This is a genomic window from Kitasatospora sp. NPDC094028 (assembly GCF_049543595.1).
In the GTDB taxonomy this organism is placed as follows: domain Bacteria; phylum Actinomycetota; class Actinomycetes; order Streptomycetales; family Streptomycetaceae; genus Kitasatospora.
In genome coordinates, this window is sequence record NZ_JBMVFA010000008.1 from 251,759 (window position 1) to 267,589 (window position 15,831).

At 68.4% G+C, this 15,831-nt stretch carries 6 protein-coding genes and 1 pseudogene; 4 read left to right on the plus strand and 3 right to left on the minus strand.

All coding sequences use genetic code 11. From position 1 onward, the window contains the following. The first annotated feature begins 53 nt into the window (after window positions 1-53). The gene (rpe, locus tag ACPC54_RS15950; protein WP_498965372.1) at window positions 54-737 is read left to right on the plus strand and encodes a ribulose-phosphate 3-epimerase; all 684 of its coding nucleotides are present in this window, start codon (window positions 54-56) and stop codon (window positions 735-737) included. 118 nt (window positions 738-855) lie between these two features. Beyond that, window positions 856-1,815 (plus strand): pirin family protein, encoded by a 960-nt coding sequence (locus ACPC54_RS15955; RefSeq protein WP_498965373.1) that lies wholly within the window; start codon window positions 856-858, stop codon window positions 1,813-1,815. Between the two features lie 337 nt (window positions 1,816-2,152). Here the strand turns inward: ACPC54_RS15955 and ACPC54_RS15960 are convergent, their stop codons facing one another. Both ACPC54_RS15960 and ACPC54_RS15965 read right to left on the minus strand, forming a co-directional pair. Then, window positions 2,153-2,497: a hypothetical protein gene (locus tag ACPC54_RS15960; RefSeq protein ID WP_498965374.1), complete on the minus strand. Its 345-nt coding sequence runs from the start codon at window positions 2,495-2,497 to the stop codon at window positions 2,153-2,155. A gap of 1,122 nt (window positions 2,498-3,619) precedes the next feature. After that, window positions 3,620-7,234, minus strand: coding sequence for a ricin-type beta-trefoil lectin domain protein (locus ACPC54_RS15965; protein WP_498965375.1), 3,615 nt, complete (start codon window positions 7,232-7,234; stop codon window positions 3,620-3,622). 632 nt (window positions 7,235-7,866) lie between these two features. Here ACPC54_RS15965 and ACPC54_RS15970 point away from each other — a divergent pair. Together ACPC54_RS15970 and ACPC54_RS15975 are read left to right on the plus strand one after the other, a co-directional pair. After that, window positions 7,867-14,928 (plus strand): RHS repeat-associated core domain-containing protein, encoded by a 7,062-nt coding sequence (locus tag ACPC54_RS15970; protein WP_498965376.1) that lies wholly within the window; start codon window positions 7,867-7,869, stop codon window positions 14,926-14,928. Window positions 14,929-14,937: 9 nt separating this feature from the next. Beyond that, window positions 14,938-15,489 (plus strand): hypothetical protein, encoded by a 552-nt coding sequence (locus ACPC54_RS15975; RefSeq protein ID WP_498965377.1) that lies wholly within the window; start codon window positions 14,938-14,940, stop codon window positions 15,487-15,489. A gap of 258 nt (window positions 15,490-15,747) precedes the next feature. Here ACPC54_RS15975 and ACPC54_RS15980 read toward each other — a convergent pair. Further along, window positions 15,748-15,831, minus strand: a pseudogene (locus ACPC54_RS15980) (transposase); the annotation flags it as partial.

Genomic DNA, 15,831 nt, shown 5'->3' on the forward strand with positions numbered 1-15,831 from the left:
CGGGCCCGCCCAGGGCCCAGCCCTCGCAAGCCCTCGCACGAAGGTAGTCGGCCATGGCCCAGATCAACCCCAGCATCCTGTCCGCGGACTTCGCCCGGCTCGCCGAGGAGGCCGAGGCCGTCCGGGGTTCCGACTGGCTGCACGTGGACGTCATGGACAACCACTTCGTGCCCAACCTGACCCTCGGCGTCCCGATCGTCGAATCGCTCGCCCGCGCCACGAGCACCCCGCTCGACTGCCACCTGATGATCGAGGACCCGGACCGCTGGGCCCCGCAGTACGTCGAGGCCGGCGCCGGCTCGGTCACCTTCCACGTCGAGGCCGCCGCCGCGCCCGTCCGCCTGGCCCGGGAGATCCGCGCCAAGGGCGCCCGCGCCTCCATGGCGCTCAAGCCCGGCACCCCGATCGAGCCCTACGAGGACCTGCTCCCCGAGCTGGACATGCTGCTGATCATGACCGTCGAGCCCGGCTTCGGCGGCCAGGCCTTCCTGGACATCATGCTGCCGAAGATCCGCCGCACCCGGGAGCTGATCGCCAAGCACGACCTGGAGCTGTGGCTGCAGGTCGACGGCGGCGTCTCCGCGAGCACCATCGAGCGCTGCGCCGAGGCCGGCGCCGACGTCTTCGTGGCCGGCTCGGCCGTGTACGGCGCCGAGGACCCGGCCGAGGCCGTCCGCAAGCTGCGCGAGCTCGCCGACAAGGCCACCGCCGAGGCCTGGTGGGCCTGCGAGCACTGACACCCGGTGCCCGACGACGTCCGGACGGGCGGGCGCGGGTGGAGGAACGGCCCGCCCTGACGGATGATCGAGGCTGCACGCGCAGACACGCCCCCTCCCGCACGGTGGTGGAACCGCAATGAGCAACCTCGACCGCACGCCCGCCCCGACCGCCTGCGGCCGGGAGGCCGCCATCGGCCCCGTCCGCGATCTGCTGACGGGCCGTCAGGTCCAGCTCGGCGAGAGCACGGTGGTGCGCCGGCTGCTCCCCAACCTCGGCCGCCGGATGGTCGGCGCCTGGTGTTTCGTCGACCACTACGGCCCGGACGACATCGCCGACGAGCCCGGCATGCAGGTCCCGCCGCACCCGCACCTGGGCCTGCAGACGGTCAGCTGGCTTCACCAGGGCGAGGTGCTGCACCGGGACAGCCTCGGCAGCCTGCAGACCGTCCGGCCGTACGAGCTCGGCCTGATGACCTCCGGCCGGGCGATCTCGCACTCCGAGGAGTCGCCCCGCCCGCACGCCCGCTACCTGCACGGCGCCCAGCTGTGGGTCGCCCTGCCGGACGCCCACCGGCACACCGCCCCGGCCTTCGAGCACCACCCCGACCTGCCGGTGGTCACCGCGCCCGGCCTGCGCGGCACCGTCATCCTCGGCACCCTGGACACCGCCACCTCGCCCGGCACCGCCTACACCCCGCTGGTCGGCGCCGACCTGGCGCTCACCGAGGGCGCGGACCTGCGGCTGCCCGTCCTGCCCGACTTCGAGTACGCCGTGCTCGCGATGGCCGGCCGGATCGACGTGGACGGCGTCCCGGTGGAGCCCGGCTCGATGCTCTACCTCGGCTGCGGCCGCACCTCGCTCCCGCTGCGCGCCCACACCGACGGCGCCGTCCTGCTGCTCGGCGGGGTGCCCTTCGAGGAACGCCTCGTCATGTGGTGGAACTTCGTCGCCCGCACCGGCGAGGAGATCGCCGAGGCCCGGCGGGACTGGGAGCGCGGCGGCCGCTTCGGCGAGGTCCGCGGCTACGACGGCCCGCGCCTCGCCGCCCCGGAGCTGCCCGCCACCCCGCTGAAGGCCCGGGGGCGGGAGCGCTGACATGCGCATTGAGGGGCTTCCGAGTTGTCGTGGAGAGAGCCGTTTCGGCGCCGGAGGCGGTCGCGGGTTGTGCCGCAACCACTCGGTGGGCGGGCTGATCCGCGCGAGTGATCTTTCTAGGGTCTGACCTTGTGTGGACGGGTTTAGTAGGGCCGATGCTGACTGAATGCTGAATTTCCTGACTGTTCGTCGGACCGCTGATTTGTCTGTTCACGGCTCACCCAAAGGGCCAGACGAGGACCGCGCCTTCGGTCTCGCCGGGTTCGGGGGCGGCCAGAAACGCGGCGGTCGGGCCGGGATCAGGGGCCCCGCCGACCGCGATGCGCGCGGCGCCCTCTCACGCGGTGCCGGCGTTCGGGCGCAGCAGCAGCTGTAGCTCCGGCAGCTGCCCGGCGGCGTGCCGCAGCTCGTAGGAACGGACCTGGACCTGGTCGGCGACGTCGCGGCCGTCGATTTCCAGGCGCGCGGTCGGGCCAGTCGTCTGGATGCGGACATGCTGCGGCGCAGGTGGATTGGTGGTGGGGTCGTGATCCCGAGCATAGAAGCCGCGGCGTGCACCTCCGGGTCTGCTTGGCGAGCGCCCGCAGGGCATCAGCCTGACGTCCACCCGTGTCGTCACATGCTTGGATGGGTCCGGGAGCTGCGCGTTCTTCGACGCGGCGCCGTGGATGGCGTCGACCATGGTCTGCAGACCCAGCTCGCTGCACCCGGCGGCCAACTGCGCCCACGAGTACACCTTGTAGTCGTCGACGGCGCTGGAGACGCCGTCCGTGGCGGCGATGATCTCCGTGACGTCGGCGGCCGGCCAGGTGGCCGTGACCGCTTCGCCGCCCGGCGCGCGGGACGGCCCCAGCCACCCAGTAGCCTCTGGGCCTGTTGATCCAGCCCATCTGGGCGTCGCGCATGGCCCGGAGCAGGGCCCGGTGCTCCTCGGCGAAGCCGCTGCCGCCCGCCAGGCGCCGCCGGTACTCGGTGGCCTCGGGGCGGCTCGATGAGCGAGGCCAGCCCGGTGTCGGTGAGCACCGACACCAGGCCGCCGGGGCCGAGGACGGCAGCCTCCACCACCGTGCCGCGCAGCCGCACGGTCGACACCGTGGCGGCCGGCGAGGCGCCCGGCACGAGGGTGTGGTCGCGGGTGATGGCCGCGATGGTGTTGTGCAGGAGCTCGGTCAGCTCAGAGTCGTCGTCGTCCGAGAGACGGTCGACGATCAGCTCGCCGAGGGTGTCGGCGTACCAGCCGCCGCGGGGCTGCTCGTCGGACAGCGTGGAGAGCGCGACGGCCAGGCCGTCCGGGGTGGCGAAGATGCGGTCCTCACTGGGGCGCGTGCCCTGGCCGGGCAACTCGCTCGTTCGGATGAGGAAGTGGGGCATCGGGCCCGACACGAGGTTCCGTAGGTGGAGTGGCTGGTAAGCGGGACCGGTCAGAGGGTGCGGAGTGCGGAGGCGATGAGGGTGCGGGCGTCGTCGGCGTGAGCTTGTTGTTGCGCTGGTCAGGCAGGTCGCTCCACCAGCGACAATCCCGCCACACCCTTTCGGGCGGGCGACTTGATCAGGCAGACTGACGACGCATCGAAGCTCCGGTGGTACGAGGCGACTTGGGAAGGTCACCCCCGTCCGACCGGAGCTTCGATGCGTTTGTGACGGCCAGGCCCGCAATCCTCATATCGTCGCGTCCTGCGAGCTCACATGATCACCGCGACTTAGAAACGCCCCTGGCCCGGGACTGGAGCCGACTTCCCGGTCGGGCGGGCGTGAGCCGCGTTACGGCTGTTCACCCGGCCTACCAGGGTCCTGTCCTACGAGGTCAGCTCCGTACGGGGAGGACCCACTTCTGTGAGGCGCCGCCGTTGCAGTCCCAGAGTTCGAGGCGGGTGCCGTTGGTGGTGTTACCGAAGGGTATGTCGGCGCAGCGGCCGGAGTAGGGGTTGTAGAGGGTGCCGTCCGCCCTGGGCAGGAAGATCTGGTTGGGGCCGCTGTTGCAGGTCCAGAGCTCCAGCAGCGTCCCGTTGACGGTGCCGGACTGGGTGGCATCGAGGCAGCCTCCCAGGGTGCGCAGGGTGCCGTCCGGCTGGAAGGTCCACTGGGCGTTGGTGGGGTTGCAGTCCCACAGGTCGACCGCCGTGCCGGGTGCGGTCCTGGCACCGTTGACGTCGACGCACTTGCCGGTTTGGGCGGCGTAGGCGACGGGGCTGTTGGCACCGTAGGTGCTGAGGACGCCGATCGGGCCGGTGACCCAGGTGTAGTACGGGGCGGTGGTGGTGGAGTGGCCGGTCCAGATCTGGATGACGCCGTTGGGGGTCATGCCCCACAGGGTGGGTGATCCGGAGCCGGTGAGGTCGCCATCGGATCCGATGACCGGCCAGCGGGCGGCGGTGACGCCGGAGCCGGAGAGCTGGGTGTCGGTGGCGATCTTGGTGAGGGTGTTGTAAACGGTGCTGCTGCCGAAGTCGTCGGTGACGGTGATGGTTTTGATGGTGAAGGTGTAGCCGCGCAGTTCGCCGGTGCTCTGGTTGCGTGCCCACAGGCCGGGGTGTCCCTGGCTGGCCCAGTCTCCTGGGGAGATGAGGTCCCAGCCCTTCCAGCCGGTGGCTGCGAGCTTGGTCGGGGAGCCGAAGGTAGCGTCGAGGGTGGTCGGGTAGAACCAGAGGGCGCCGGTGCCGTCCGGGCTGGTCTCGACGGTGAACAGGCCGGTGCGGTTCTGGAATTTCCCGTTGGTGTCGAGGTTGCTGGTCTTGGGGTCGCCGCTGGCGGCGATCTGCAGGGTGGTGGACCAGTCGGTCGCGTTGTAGCCGGTGCAGTCGGAGCCGGTCAGGGTCGGGTCGCAGGCCGGCTTGGCCAGGGTGCTGTTGGCGTCGAAGACGCCCAGGACGGGGGTGTTACCCGGGTTCTTGTAGGAGTAGAGGTTCTTGTCGCCGTCCTTGTGGACGATGAGGTCGTCGACGTTCTTGCCTCCGGTAAGGCTGCCGCGGTGGGTGGTGCGGTAGTTCGCCCAGGAGTCGCCGCCGGGGGACTTGGCCTTGGGCGCCGCCAGCGTGGCCTTGGGCGCGCCTGCGGGGAAGTTGTAGACCCGCAGGTCACCGTTGGGATCGGCGGTGAGGATGTCGGGCAGGGCGTCGCCGGTGACGTCGCCGAACGTCGGGGCCGGGCTGTTTGGGTTCCACGGCACGTAGAAGGCGTACTGCGCGACGGGTGAGAGGTTGCCGGCGTTGTCCTCGGCCTGGACGTAGAGGACGTTGGTGCCCCAGCGTCCGGGGGTCACCGGGATCTGGCCGGTGGGCATGGCGCTGCCGCACTTCCAGGTGGCGTCGGCGAGTTGCGGGTCGAAGCTCCAGCGCAGGCAGGCCGTGCCGGAGGAGTAGCCGCCGCTGGGGGCCTGGTCGGTCGCGGTGAACGGGATGTTGCCGCTCTGTCCGGCGTAGAGCTGGGTGGTCTGGCCGTTGCCGGAGGGCGGGAACTGCTTGGTGGTGTCGGTGACGGTGGTGGGGAAGGTGACGGTCGGCGGGGTGAGGTCGACCTTGAAGTAGCAGGTCGGGGTGGCGGCGGACCACGTCATGCCTTGCACGGTGTCGGTGGCCATGATGCTGTAGCCGTAGGCGTGGCCGTCCTGGATCACGCTGCCGGGGACCTGGAAGGTCGTGACGCCGCCGTTGCCGACCAGGGGCGTGGTGCCCTTTGCGACGTCGGGGGCGCCGGGGAGGTTGAAGTCCCAGAGGTGGTCCCAGGTTGCTATCTGGCTCTGGACGGGGCTGGATGCGGTGGCGTTGAGGTAGACGGTGTTGTCCTGGTTGGAGCCGGCGCCGAGCCAGGCCCAGTTGTTGGCGTTGCCGTCGCCGCAGGCCTGGTAGGTCGCCGCGGGGCTGACCGTCTTGGGCGCCGGCCACACTCCCGGGTTGGTCGGGACGTTGGGGATCCGGTCGTAGGTGACGGACAGCGCGGGCTGGTAGGTGAAGCGCTTGAAGGCGTACTGGTTGCTCTCGTCGCCGTAGAGGCCGAAGGTCAGCTGGCCGTTGTTGACGTACTGCTTCATCGCGCCGGAGACGTCGAAGGAGAAGGGCACGTTGTCGTGGCACGGGTCCTTGCCCGAGCCGCCGACCCATGCGGTGGCGCCGATCTGACCGCCGATCTGTCCGGGCTGGTTGGACCAGGTCGTGCCGTTGGCGATGCCGCCGGTGACGAACAGGTTGAGCGGGTAGGTGTTGGTGCAGGACCAGTCGGCGGAGACGTACTCCTGCACGGTCATCGTCGCGGAGTTGATGACCGCCCCGCCCAGCGAGCTGATGTCGAACTGGTAGAAGGCGCGCTCGATGTCGGCGGGAGAGCAGCTGCCGCCGTTGGGGTAGGAGCCGCAGACGCCGACGCCCGGGTAGTCACTGTCGGAGGTGCCCTGGCGCAGCCAGTTGTTGGAGCCGTCGTGGGCGGACTGGACCCAGGTCCAGGCGTTGCCGGACAGGCTCCAGGGCAGCCAGTCGGGGTCGATGTAGTACGGGGCGGTGCCGTGCGCCAGGAGGTCCTGGTCGGGCGTCAGGTCGATGCCTGCAGTTCCCGCCTTGACCGGCATGGTGGCGACCTTGGAGCCCGCGCCGGGGCCCGCGTCCGATCCGGTGGCGGCGCCCTTGCCGGTGGCCGCAGGGACGTCGGTGCTGCTGCCGGTGCCCGCGGGGGTGTCGGCGAAGGTGGCCGCGACCGTGCGGGCGGTCGCGACATTCGCGGTCTTCGTGGCGGGTGCGGCGGGTGTGGCGGTGCTCGCAGGGGCCGGGGTGGTGCTGTCCCACATCTGCGGGGCGCGGGCGATCCAGCGGGGCTTGCCGTCCGCACCTGCGGCGGTGATGTTGCCGTGTGCGTCGCTGTTGACGGTGACGCCGTCCGTCGTGGTGTCGAAATGCAGGTTCTTCAGGACCGGGTTGGCCGCGGCGGCCTGGGTCTTGACGACGAGGACGGTGGTGAGGCCGCCGAGCTTGGTGGCAGTGACCTTGAGGTCGATGTCCGGGGCGACGGACGGGTAGAGCACGCTGTCGCCGCTGACGGTCGGCGCGGGCAGCGCGAACGGCGCCGACAGGGCGAGCTTCTTGCCGTCCGCACTCGTCATGGTGGCCAGCGGCCCCGAACCGCCCTTGGACAGCACCAGCTGCCCCGCCGCGGACTTCGGCGAGAACGTGCCGTCCGAATTCGCGGCGAGCGTGGCGTCCAGCGACTGCCAGGTGTCGCCGTGGCGGACGCGCTGCTGGTCCAGGTGACTGGTGAACGCGAGATGGCCCTCGGGGGTGGCCACGGTCTCGCTGAACTCGGTCGTGAGCGAGTCGACGGTGACGTTCTTTTGCGTGGCCTTGGCCTCCGCAATGGCCTTCTCTGCCGCGCCGGCCGGCGGCCGTACCTGCTGCTGCCTCGCGGTGGCGGCATCGATCTCGGCCTGCGACGGCACCACCGGAGCATCGACGGCGTGAGCAGTGAGCCCCGAGAGGCCAGTCGCGAGTACCAGGACAGCTGCTGCCGTCCCTGCCCTGAGTGGTGCACCGTTGAAGCGGCGCTTTCTGTTCAAAACGGGAATCTCCCCCCAAAACACGGGATGCCCTGAATAGGCACAGGTCAGGGGCACCGTAGGGGTGGAACGGGACATCGGCCACTGCAATTCGGCACCAAAGTTCCAGCTTGCAGTGAAATAGCCGATTCGTGACACCCCGTGAGAATGCTCACCCAACGATGCATCTTGGCTACTCGTCGTCAATACCCGCTAGCATCCATCGGTTCGGATACAGGACTTCGCTCCCAACTTCGGGGGGCGGAAAAAGATGGGGAACTAAAAGAGTGTCAGGTATGCAACGATCAAGCTTCGAGAGAATAAAAGGTAGGAGGGGAAGACTGCGCGGGCGGCTCGCGGCCGTCACCACGGCGGCCGTTCTAGGGTCGCTGGTGGCGCCGTTGCCGATCGCGGCAGCGGCGGACGGGCCGGACTACTCGCGCACGTGGTCCCCGCCCAACACCGCCCTGCCGAAGACCGCTTCGGTTGCGGGGAGAAACGCTGACCCGGTCGCAGCCCCGAAGCCGGAACACCCGGTGCCGCCGGCCTGGACGCCGCCGAAGAACCCGCAGCCGGTCCCCAGCGGCCACGCCCCGGTGAAGCTCGGCTCCGCACCCGAGGCGCACCCCCTGGGTGACGGCGAGAAGCCACAGGCCGGCGACGAAGCCAAGGCCTCCGGGCTTCCGGTGACGGTCGCGCCGCTGCCCGGCTCCTCGGCCGCCGGTCAGACGATCCAGGTCGAGGTCGCCGATGCCAAGACCTCGGCGAGCGCCGGGATCCCCGGCATCGCGGTCACCCTCACCCGCCCCGGCTCGGGCGACGACGCGCCCGTGCGCCTGGGCGTCGACGCTGCCGGCCTGGACGCCGCGTTCGGGGCGAACTGGGCTGCCCGGGCCCACCTGGTGGTCCTGCCGGACTGCGCGACGACGACGCCGCAGGCGCCCGACTGCCGCAAGCAGACGCCGGTCGAATCGCACTACGATCCGTCGACGAAGAAGCTCCTCGCCGACCTCCCGCTGAACGGGACTGGCACCGCCAAGACTCCGGCCGCCCCGGCGACCAAGACCTCCACCGACACCACCACCGGGGCGTCCCGCGCGGTGTACGCGGGCAGCACCACCACCTCGACCACGATCGGCGTGGTGTCGGGCGCGTCGAGCGGAGCCGGCACCTACGCGGCGACCCCGCTCGGCCCCTCCCAGTCCTGGACTGCTGGCGGCTCATCCGGCGCGTTCACATACGGCTACCCGGTGCAGGTGCCACCTGCGCTGGCCGGCTCGGCCCCGAAGGTGTCGCTGTCCTACGACTCGGCCTCGGTGGACGGGCGAACCTCGTCGACGAACGCCCAGGCCTCCTGGATCGGCGACGGCTGGGACTTCGGCACCGGTTTCGTCGAGCGGTCGTTCAAGCCCTGTGCGCAGGACGGGATCACCAACTCCGGTGACCAGTGCTGGGGCGGCGCGAACCTGACCATGTCCTTCGCCGGCCACTCCGGGCAGCTCGTGCCGGACGACGCCTCCTGCCAGTCCGGCGCGCCCGCCGCGATGGAGCAGGCGGCCTGCACCTGGCGGCTGAAGGACGACGACGGCACCAAGGTGCAGTTCCTGACCGGTGCGACCAACGGCACCTGGAACGGCTCCTACATCAAGGTCACCGACACAGACGGTACGGTCTCCTACTTCGGCCTGAACCACGTACCGGACGCCAACGGCAACCCGACCACGCTCGGCGCGGACAGCGGCTCGGCGTGGACCGTCCCGGTCTACTCCCCCAACAGCGGGGACCCGTGCTACGACCCGGCCAAGGGCCAGGGCTCGTGGTGCCAGAGCGCCTGGCGCTGGAACCTCGACTTCGTCGTCGACCCGCATGGCAACCTCACCACCTACACCTACACGCCCGAGACGAACTACTACTCCCGCGGCGGCGCCCAGAACAACGGCAACGGCACCAGCACCGCCTACACCCGCGCCGGCGAGCTCAGCTCGATCGGCTACGGGCAGCTGCTCTCGGACCAGTTGAGCAACATCGGCGGCTACAACCCGGCCGCGAAGGTCGTCTTCACCACCTCCGAACGGTGCGTGACCTCCACCGCGGCCTGTGACTCGTCCCAGCGCACCGCGGCCAACGCGGCGAACTGGCCGGACGTGCCGCTGGACCAGCAGTGCGACGCGACCAGCACCTGCACGGTCTACGGGCCGACGTACTGGACCACCAAGTGGCTGGCGTCCATCGCCACCCAGGTGAAGGTCAACGGCGCCTACCAGACCGTGGACTCGTACGCGCTCAACCACACGTTCATCAACGTGCAGAACGCCACCGAGAACACCCAGGTCCCCTGGCTCGCCTCCGTGCAGCGCACCGGCCAGGACCCCCAGGCCACCGGCGGCTCCATCACCATCCCGGCGGTGTCCTTCACCGCGCAGCTGCTGCCCAACCGCGTCGACGGCACCAACCTCGTGCCCGCGCCGCCGGCCTACAATCGGCCCCGCATCCAGCTGATCACCACCGAGACCGGCAGCACCATCGGTGTCAACTACGCCGCCGCCGCCTGCTCACGCGTCAACAACGTCATGCCGGCCTCCGCCGACAGCGACACCCTCTCCTGCTACAACGTCAAGTGGAACCCGCCCGGCTCCATCGCCGGCTCGACACCCGTCGACGACTGGTTCCTCAAGTACCCGGTCACCAGCGTCACCACGAACCCCGGCACGCCAGGGTCGGTTCCGGTCGTGACCAACTACAGCTACGGCAACGCCGCCTGGCACCGCAACACCTCCGCAGCCATCGACGACAAGGTCCGCACCTGGGACCAGTTCCGCGGCTACGCCTCCGTCACCGAGGTGTCCGGCAGCGGCAACGACGGGAAGCAGTCGAAGAAGTCGACGACCTTCTACCAGGGCATGGATGGCGACCTGCTGGCAAACGGCACCGCCCGCAGCGTCCAGGTCGCAGGTCCGCTCGGCGGCCAGGCAACGGACTCCGACTGGTTCTCGGGCCAGACCAGGGAGAGCGACACCTACACCAGTGCCGACCCGACCGGAACCATCACCGCTTACACGGTGAAGTCTTTCAGCGGAGGGCCGGTCACCACCGCCACCCACGGCCAGGGCAACAACCTGCCCGCACTCCTGGCCCAGTACGCGGCCACCACGACCGTGCGCACGGCCAAGTCGCTCAAGGCAGACGGAACCTGGCAGTCCACCAGCACCACTACCACCACTGACTCGTCGCACGGCAACCGCGTCAGCACCTCGCTCGACAGCACCGACGGCCTTCCGGACATCTGCACCCGCACCGGCTACGCCACCGGAACAGACCCCCAAGTCATGGAGCTGTCCTCCGAGTCGACAGCGGTCTCCGGCGCGAACGCCTGCACTGCGACTCCCACGGCGGCCAACACCGTCTCGTGGACACGGAGCCTGTACGACGGCCAGGCCTTCGGACAGACCGGAACAGCACACGACACGACCAGCGCACTGACCCTCGACCACTTCGACTCCACCGGAACGCCACAGTTCACCGCGGCCAACGCGACGTACGACGGCTACGGCCGCATTACGAGCGCGACCGACCCCAACGCCACCGACAGCACCCACCCGAACGGCGCGACGGTCACCACCGCCTACGCAGCGGCCGGCGCCGGTGAACTACCCAACCGCATCACCACCACCAGCCCCGCACCTGCCGGCGCCAGCGACGCGGCCACAGGCCGGGTCACCACCACCACCTACGACCCCGCACGTTCGCTGCCGTTGACGGTGACCGATCCCAACGGCCGCACGACCACCGAGGCCTACGACGCCCTCGGCCGGGCGACCAGCATGTGGCTCCCAGGCCAGGCCACCACGGCGAGCGCCAACAAGAGGTTCTCCTACACGCTCCCGGGCGTGGTCAACGGCAGCGCCGTACCACCGACGTCGACGTCATCCAGCCTGCTCACGGACGGCTCCTACGCCGTCAAGATCAACATCATGGACGGCGAAGGACGCGTCGTCCAGACCCAGTCGACACCGGCCCTGTCCGCCTACAAGGGCGGCCGGCTGATCACCGACACCGTCTACGACTCGCAAGGGCGTGTCACCAGGGCCAACAGCCTCTGGTACAACGGCGACGCCTCACCCAGCACCACACCGTTCCTCACCACCACGCAGAAGGTCCCGGCGCAGACCTATAACGTCTACGACGGCCTCGGCCGCCCGGTGACCACCCAGTTCGTCGCCTACGGCGTGGTCCAGTCCACGACCACCACCGCCTACCCCGGCGCCGACCGCACCGACGTCACGCCGCCCGCGGGAGCCACGCCGACCTCGACCGTCACCGACGCCCGCGGTCACAAGGCCCAGCTCTGGCAGTACAAGACCGCTACCGCCACCGGAAACCCGGCCGACGCGGACGTCACCAGCTACACCTACACGGCAGACGGCCACCTGGCCACGCAGAGGGACGCGGCGGGCAACACCTGGACCCGGGGCTACGACCTGCGAGGACGTGAGGTCACCGCAACCGACCCGGACACCGGGGCCAGCACCAAGGCCTACGACACCGCGGGCCGACTGGCCTCGGCCACCGACGCACGCAACCAGACCATCGCGTACACCTACGATCTGCTCGGCCGCGCAACGGGTACCTACTCCGGATCGGTCGCACCGGCCAACCAGCTGACCGGCTTCACCTACGACACCGTAGTCAAGGGCAAGCCCTCGACCTCGACCCGCTACGTCAACGGGGCCTCCGGCATCGCCTACACCAGCTCCGTGCTGGCGTACGACACCGCCTACCACCCCACCAAGACCACCACCACCATCCCCGGCACCGAGATCGGCCAGGGCACCACCCCCTTCACCTACACCTACCAGGCGCAATACGACCCGGTCACCGGCGCAGTCACCAAGGACAACCGCTCAGCGGTAGGCGACATCGCCGGCGAGACCGTCGCCTACACCTACGACATCTACGGCCCTCTGAGCACCTACGGCGGCGCCACCACCACCTACGACCTGTCCTCGGACTGGGACGCCTACGGCCGCAACATCCGCTCCACCGTGAACCCGTGGGGCACCCAGATCGTCGTCACCAACACCTACGACGAATCCACCGGCCACCAGCTGCAGCAGTTCGTCGACAAGCAGACCGCCGCCACCGGAGCCGTCCAGCAACTCACCTACACCTACAACCCCGCCGGGCAGCTCACCGCCGTCCGCAACATCCCGGACAACACCCCGGCGTCCACCGACCTGCAGTGCTTCGGCTACGACTACCTCGGCCGGCTCACCAACGCCTGGTCCGACAGCGGCACACTCACCCAGGCCGCCCAGCCCACGGTCGGAGGCATCGGCGCCTGCGCCAACACCACCCCCACCAGCGGCGCCCAGGCCCCGCTGAAGACCACGGTCGGCGGCCCCGCCGCGTATTGGCAGAGCTACGGCTACGACCTCACCGGCAACCGCACCCAGCTCGTCCAGCACGACCCCGCCGGTGACACCACCAAGGACACCACCACCAACCAGACCTTCCCGGCCACCGGGACCGTCAACACCCCGACCACCGCTGCCAACACCGGGGGTGGCACTGGTGGACCGCACGCCCTGACCGGCACCTCCACCACTACGCCAAGCGGCACCACCGCGAGCAGCGCCCAGTACGACGCGGCAGGCAACACCACCGCTGTCACCGACACCTCCGGGACCGCAACCCTGGCCTGGAACGGCGAGAACAAGCTCGCCTCCTACAGCAAGACAGGAACCGCCGGACCGACCACCTACCTCTACGACGCAGCAGGCAACCAGCTCATCCGCCGAGACCCGGGCAAGACCACCATCAGTCTCGGCGGCGACGAACTGATCTACGACGCGACCGCCAACAAAGTCACCGGCGTCCGCTACTACCAGATCCCCGGCGGCACCACCCTGGTCCGCCAGGGCGGCAAGTCGACCTACCAGATCGCCGACCACCACGGCACCGGCAACCTCGCCCTCGACGGCACCACACTGACCGAGACCCGGCGCCCGTCCGACCCGTTCGGCAACCCCCGCGGCACCCAGCCCACCACCTGGGCCGGCGACCACGGCTACGTCGGCGGCACCAAGGACGACGCCACCGGCCTCACCAACCTCGGCGCCCGCGAATACCAACCCACCACCGGCCGCTTCCTCAACCCCGACCCCATCATCGACCTCGCGTCCCCACAACAGTGGAACGCCTACGCCTACAGCAACAACAACCCCGTCAACCTCTCCGACCCCTCTGGCCTGCACTTCGAGGAGTGCGGCAACGGGATGTATGCATGCAGCGGAGGAATCACACCGACAGAGAAGGGCCGCGACTACGACCAGATCGTAGAAGAGAACAAAAAGGCGGAAAGCTTTGAGGCTTATTCCTCGCACGTCTATAAGACAACCGGGAAGACGATTCGCGAGGAATACTCAGCTCAATGCAGCAATGGCCGATGCACTCCCCATCATGACGGCGGCGAAGGAAATAATAAAGACTTCCTCGCCGGTGTCGGTGCGGCCATCATTTCCCCCGTGTCGGCCACGTTTGAATTCCTCTATCACAATAAGGCAATAGAAGGGGCGGATTACAAGAAGGATGCCCCCTCTATTGAGGACAAATACCTGGCCTGGGTTCAGCGGCACGGCGTCGACACGCAAACTGCAGAGTTTGACTCAGGAACGTACCTATTCGCCGCTTTTGGGGACGCCTACGTCGCCAAACCGGAAGGCCCCATTGGGTCGCCGTGTTTCAGCTTCCCTGCCGGAACCAAGGTCCTTCTCTCAGACGGATCCACGAAGCCGATCGACAAACTGACAGTCGGCGATCAAGTCTCCGCAACCAACCCCCAAACTGGCACCACCACCGGTGAAGACGTCACGCAGACCATCACCACCCCCGACGACAAGGACTTCACCGACCTCCAGCTCACTATTTCGGCCGCAATCAACCCTCAAGCTGAGGCTGGAAACCCCACCGGAGCGACCGCAGCCCTCACCTCGACCCAGCACCACCCCTATTGGGACATCACGACCAAGCGGTGGACGGATGCATCAGACCTCCGCGCCGGCGACCAGCTCCTGACGTCCCCGGGCAACACCGCCACCGTCGCATCAGTCCGCAACTACCACACCGACCCACGCCCCGCGTACAACCTCACCGTCGACCAGCTCCACACGTACTATGTACTGGCTGGGGAGACGCCGGTCCTCGTCCATAACTGCGGCGAGACGACGGTGTATCGAAAGCAGGACACGTCGATTCCGGCAACCCAGAGACTGTCCGTTGATGCAGATGGAAATGTCTCATATTCGGGATCTGGCGCCCTGTTCCTGAATATGACTGGAAAGATCGATCACTCGCTTGATTTTAAGGGTGATCAGCTGATCGCGTTTGATGTGCCAAGCTCCTATGCCAAGGGGATTACTGGAGCCGCACTTCCTCAGCGCATGCCTCCCGGCTGGGCGGGGACCAAGCGTGAATGGAACTTTGCTCGCAAGATGGCCCCGGATGGATCAGACGGTGCCGGCCTCGTGGGGCTACGTGATCACCATATCCCTGGACTGATGGATGCCATAATCCCAGGGTCGGGTCGAATTATTGGATAGGAGTGCATGATGAGTCGTTACGACCCCTCCTTCGAGGGGGAGCGCTTGAAGCTACGCCCCTCGGAGGATCCGATCAGCCTGCTCGGCCTGCTGGTTGTCACGCCTGGCACCGATTCTGCGAGATATGCAGAACGTCTTAGGAATGTGATCGGCGGGGCTGTCGAGGTCGTCAGGTCTATCGACTTCGAGCGTGATGACTTGCCGGTGGATTCGCTTCCGTCCTGGTTTCGCGAGCTTTCTAGTGCGGCCGGCGATGGCGCCCAAGGCGATCCAGTCGGGAGTGAAGGGAAGCGTAGGTATCTGGAAGCCAGGGAGGATCGCCCCTGGGATGCAGAGGAGTGGCTTTACTGCTTCGACCCGGATCTTCGGGCCTGGTCGTGGTGGGATGTCACCCTTGGCAGCCACGGATCCGTTTGCGTCTGGATCGACACGAAGGGTGAGGCTCACATTCCATGCGAGGAGCTTTTGTGGGCGATTTTTCTCGCAGGAGCAGGAGCTGTCGAGCCGCTAACGCTGGAAGCCTCCACAGTGTGGAGTAGTCAGCCGAGCATTGGCCTATGAAACAGGTCGGCTCATAGTTTGGGAGCCCCGTCGGATCGGTTTCCGGCGGGGCTCCCAAGGCGTCTGACGGCAGTAGTTGACGGCCACGTCAGTGGACGGGTTCTGAACAACCGGTGGACGGGACGGGCGAGCACTGTTACCTCACCTTCCGTGCCCAACAGCCCCGCCGCACCACTGTGACCGTCCATGTCGGGTTCCGCGACCACGAAGGGATGACGTTCTCCGGCGTGGCGGACCAAACCAAGCGCTAGTGCCGCATCAGGCAACGTTCGCCCTGGTGACGACTTCGCGTAGTCGTTCGTCGGCGGCGTGCTTGTTCCGCCAGATGATGTAGCGGCGGAT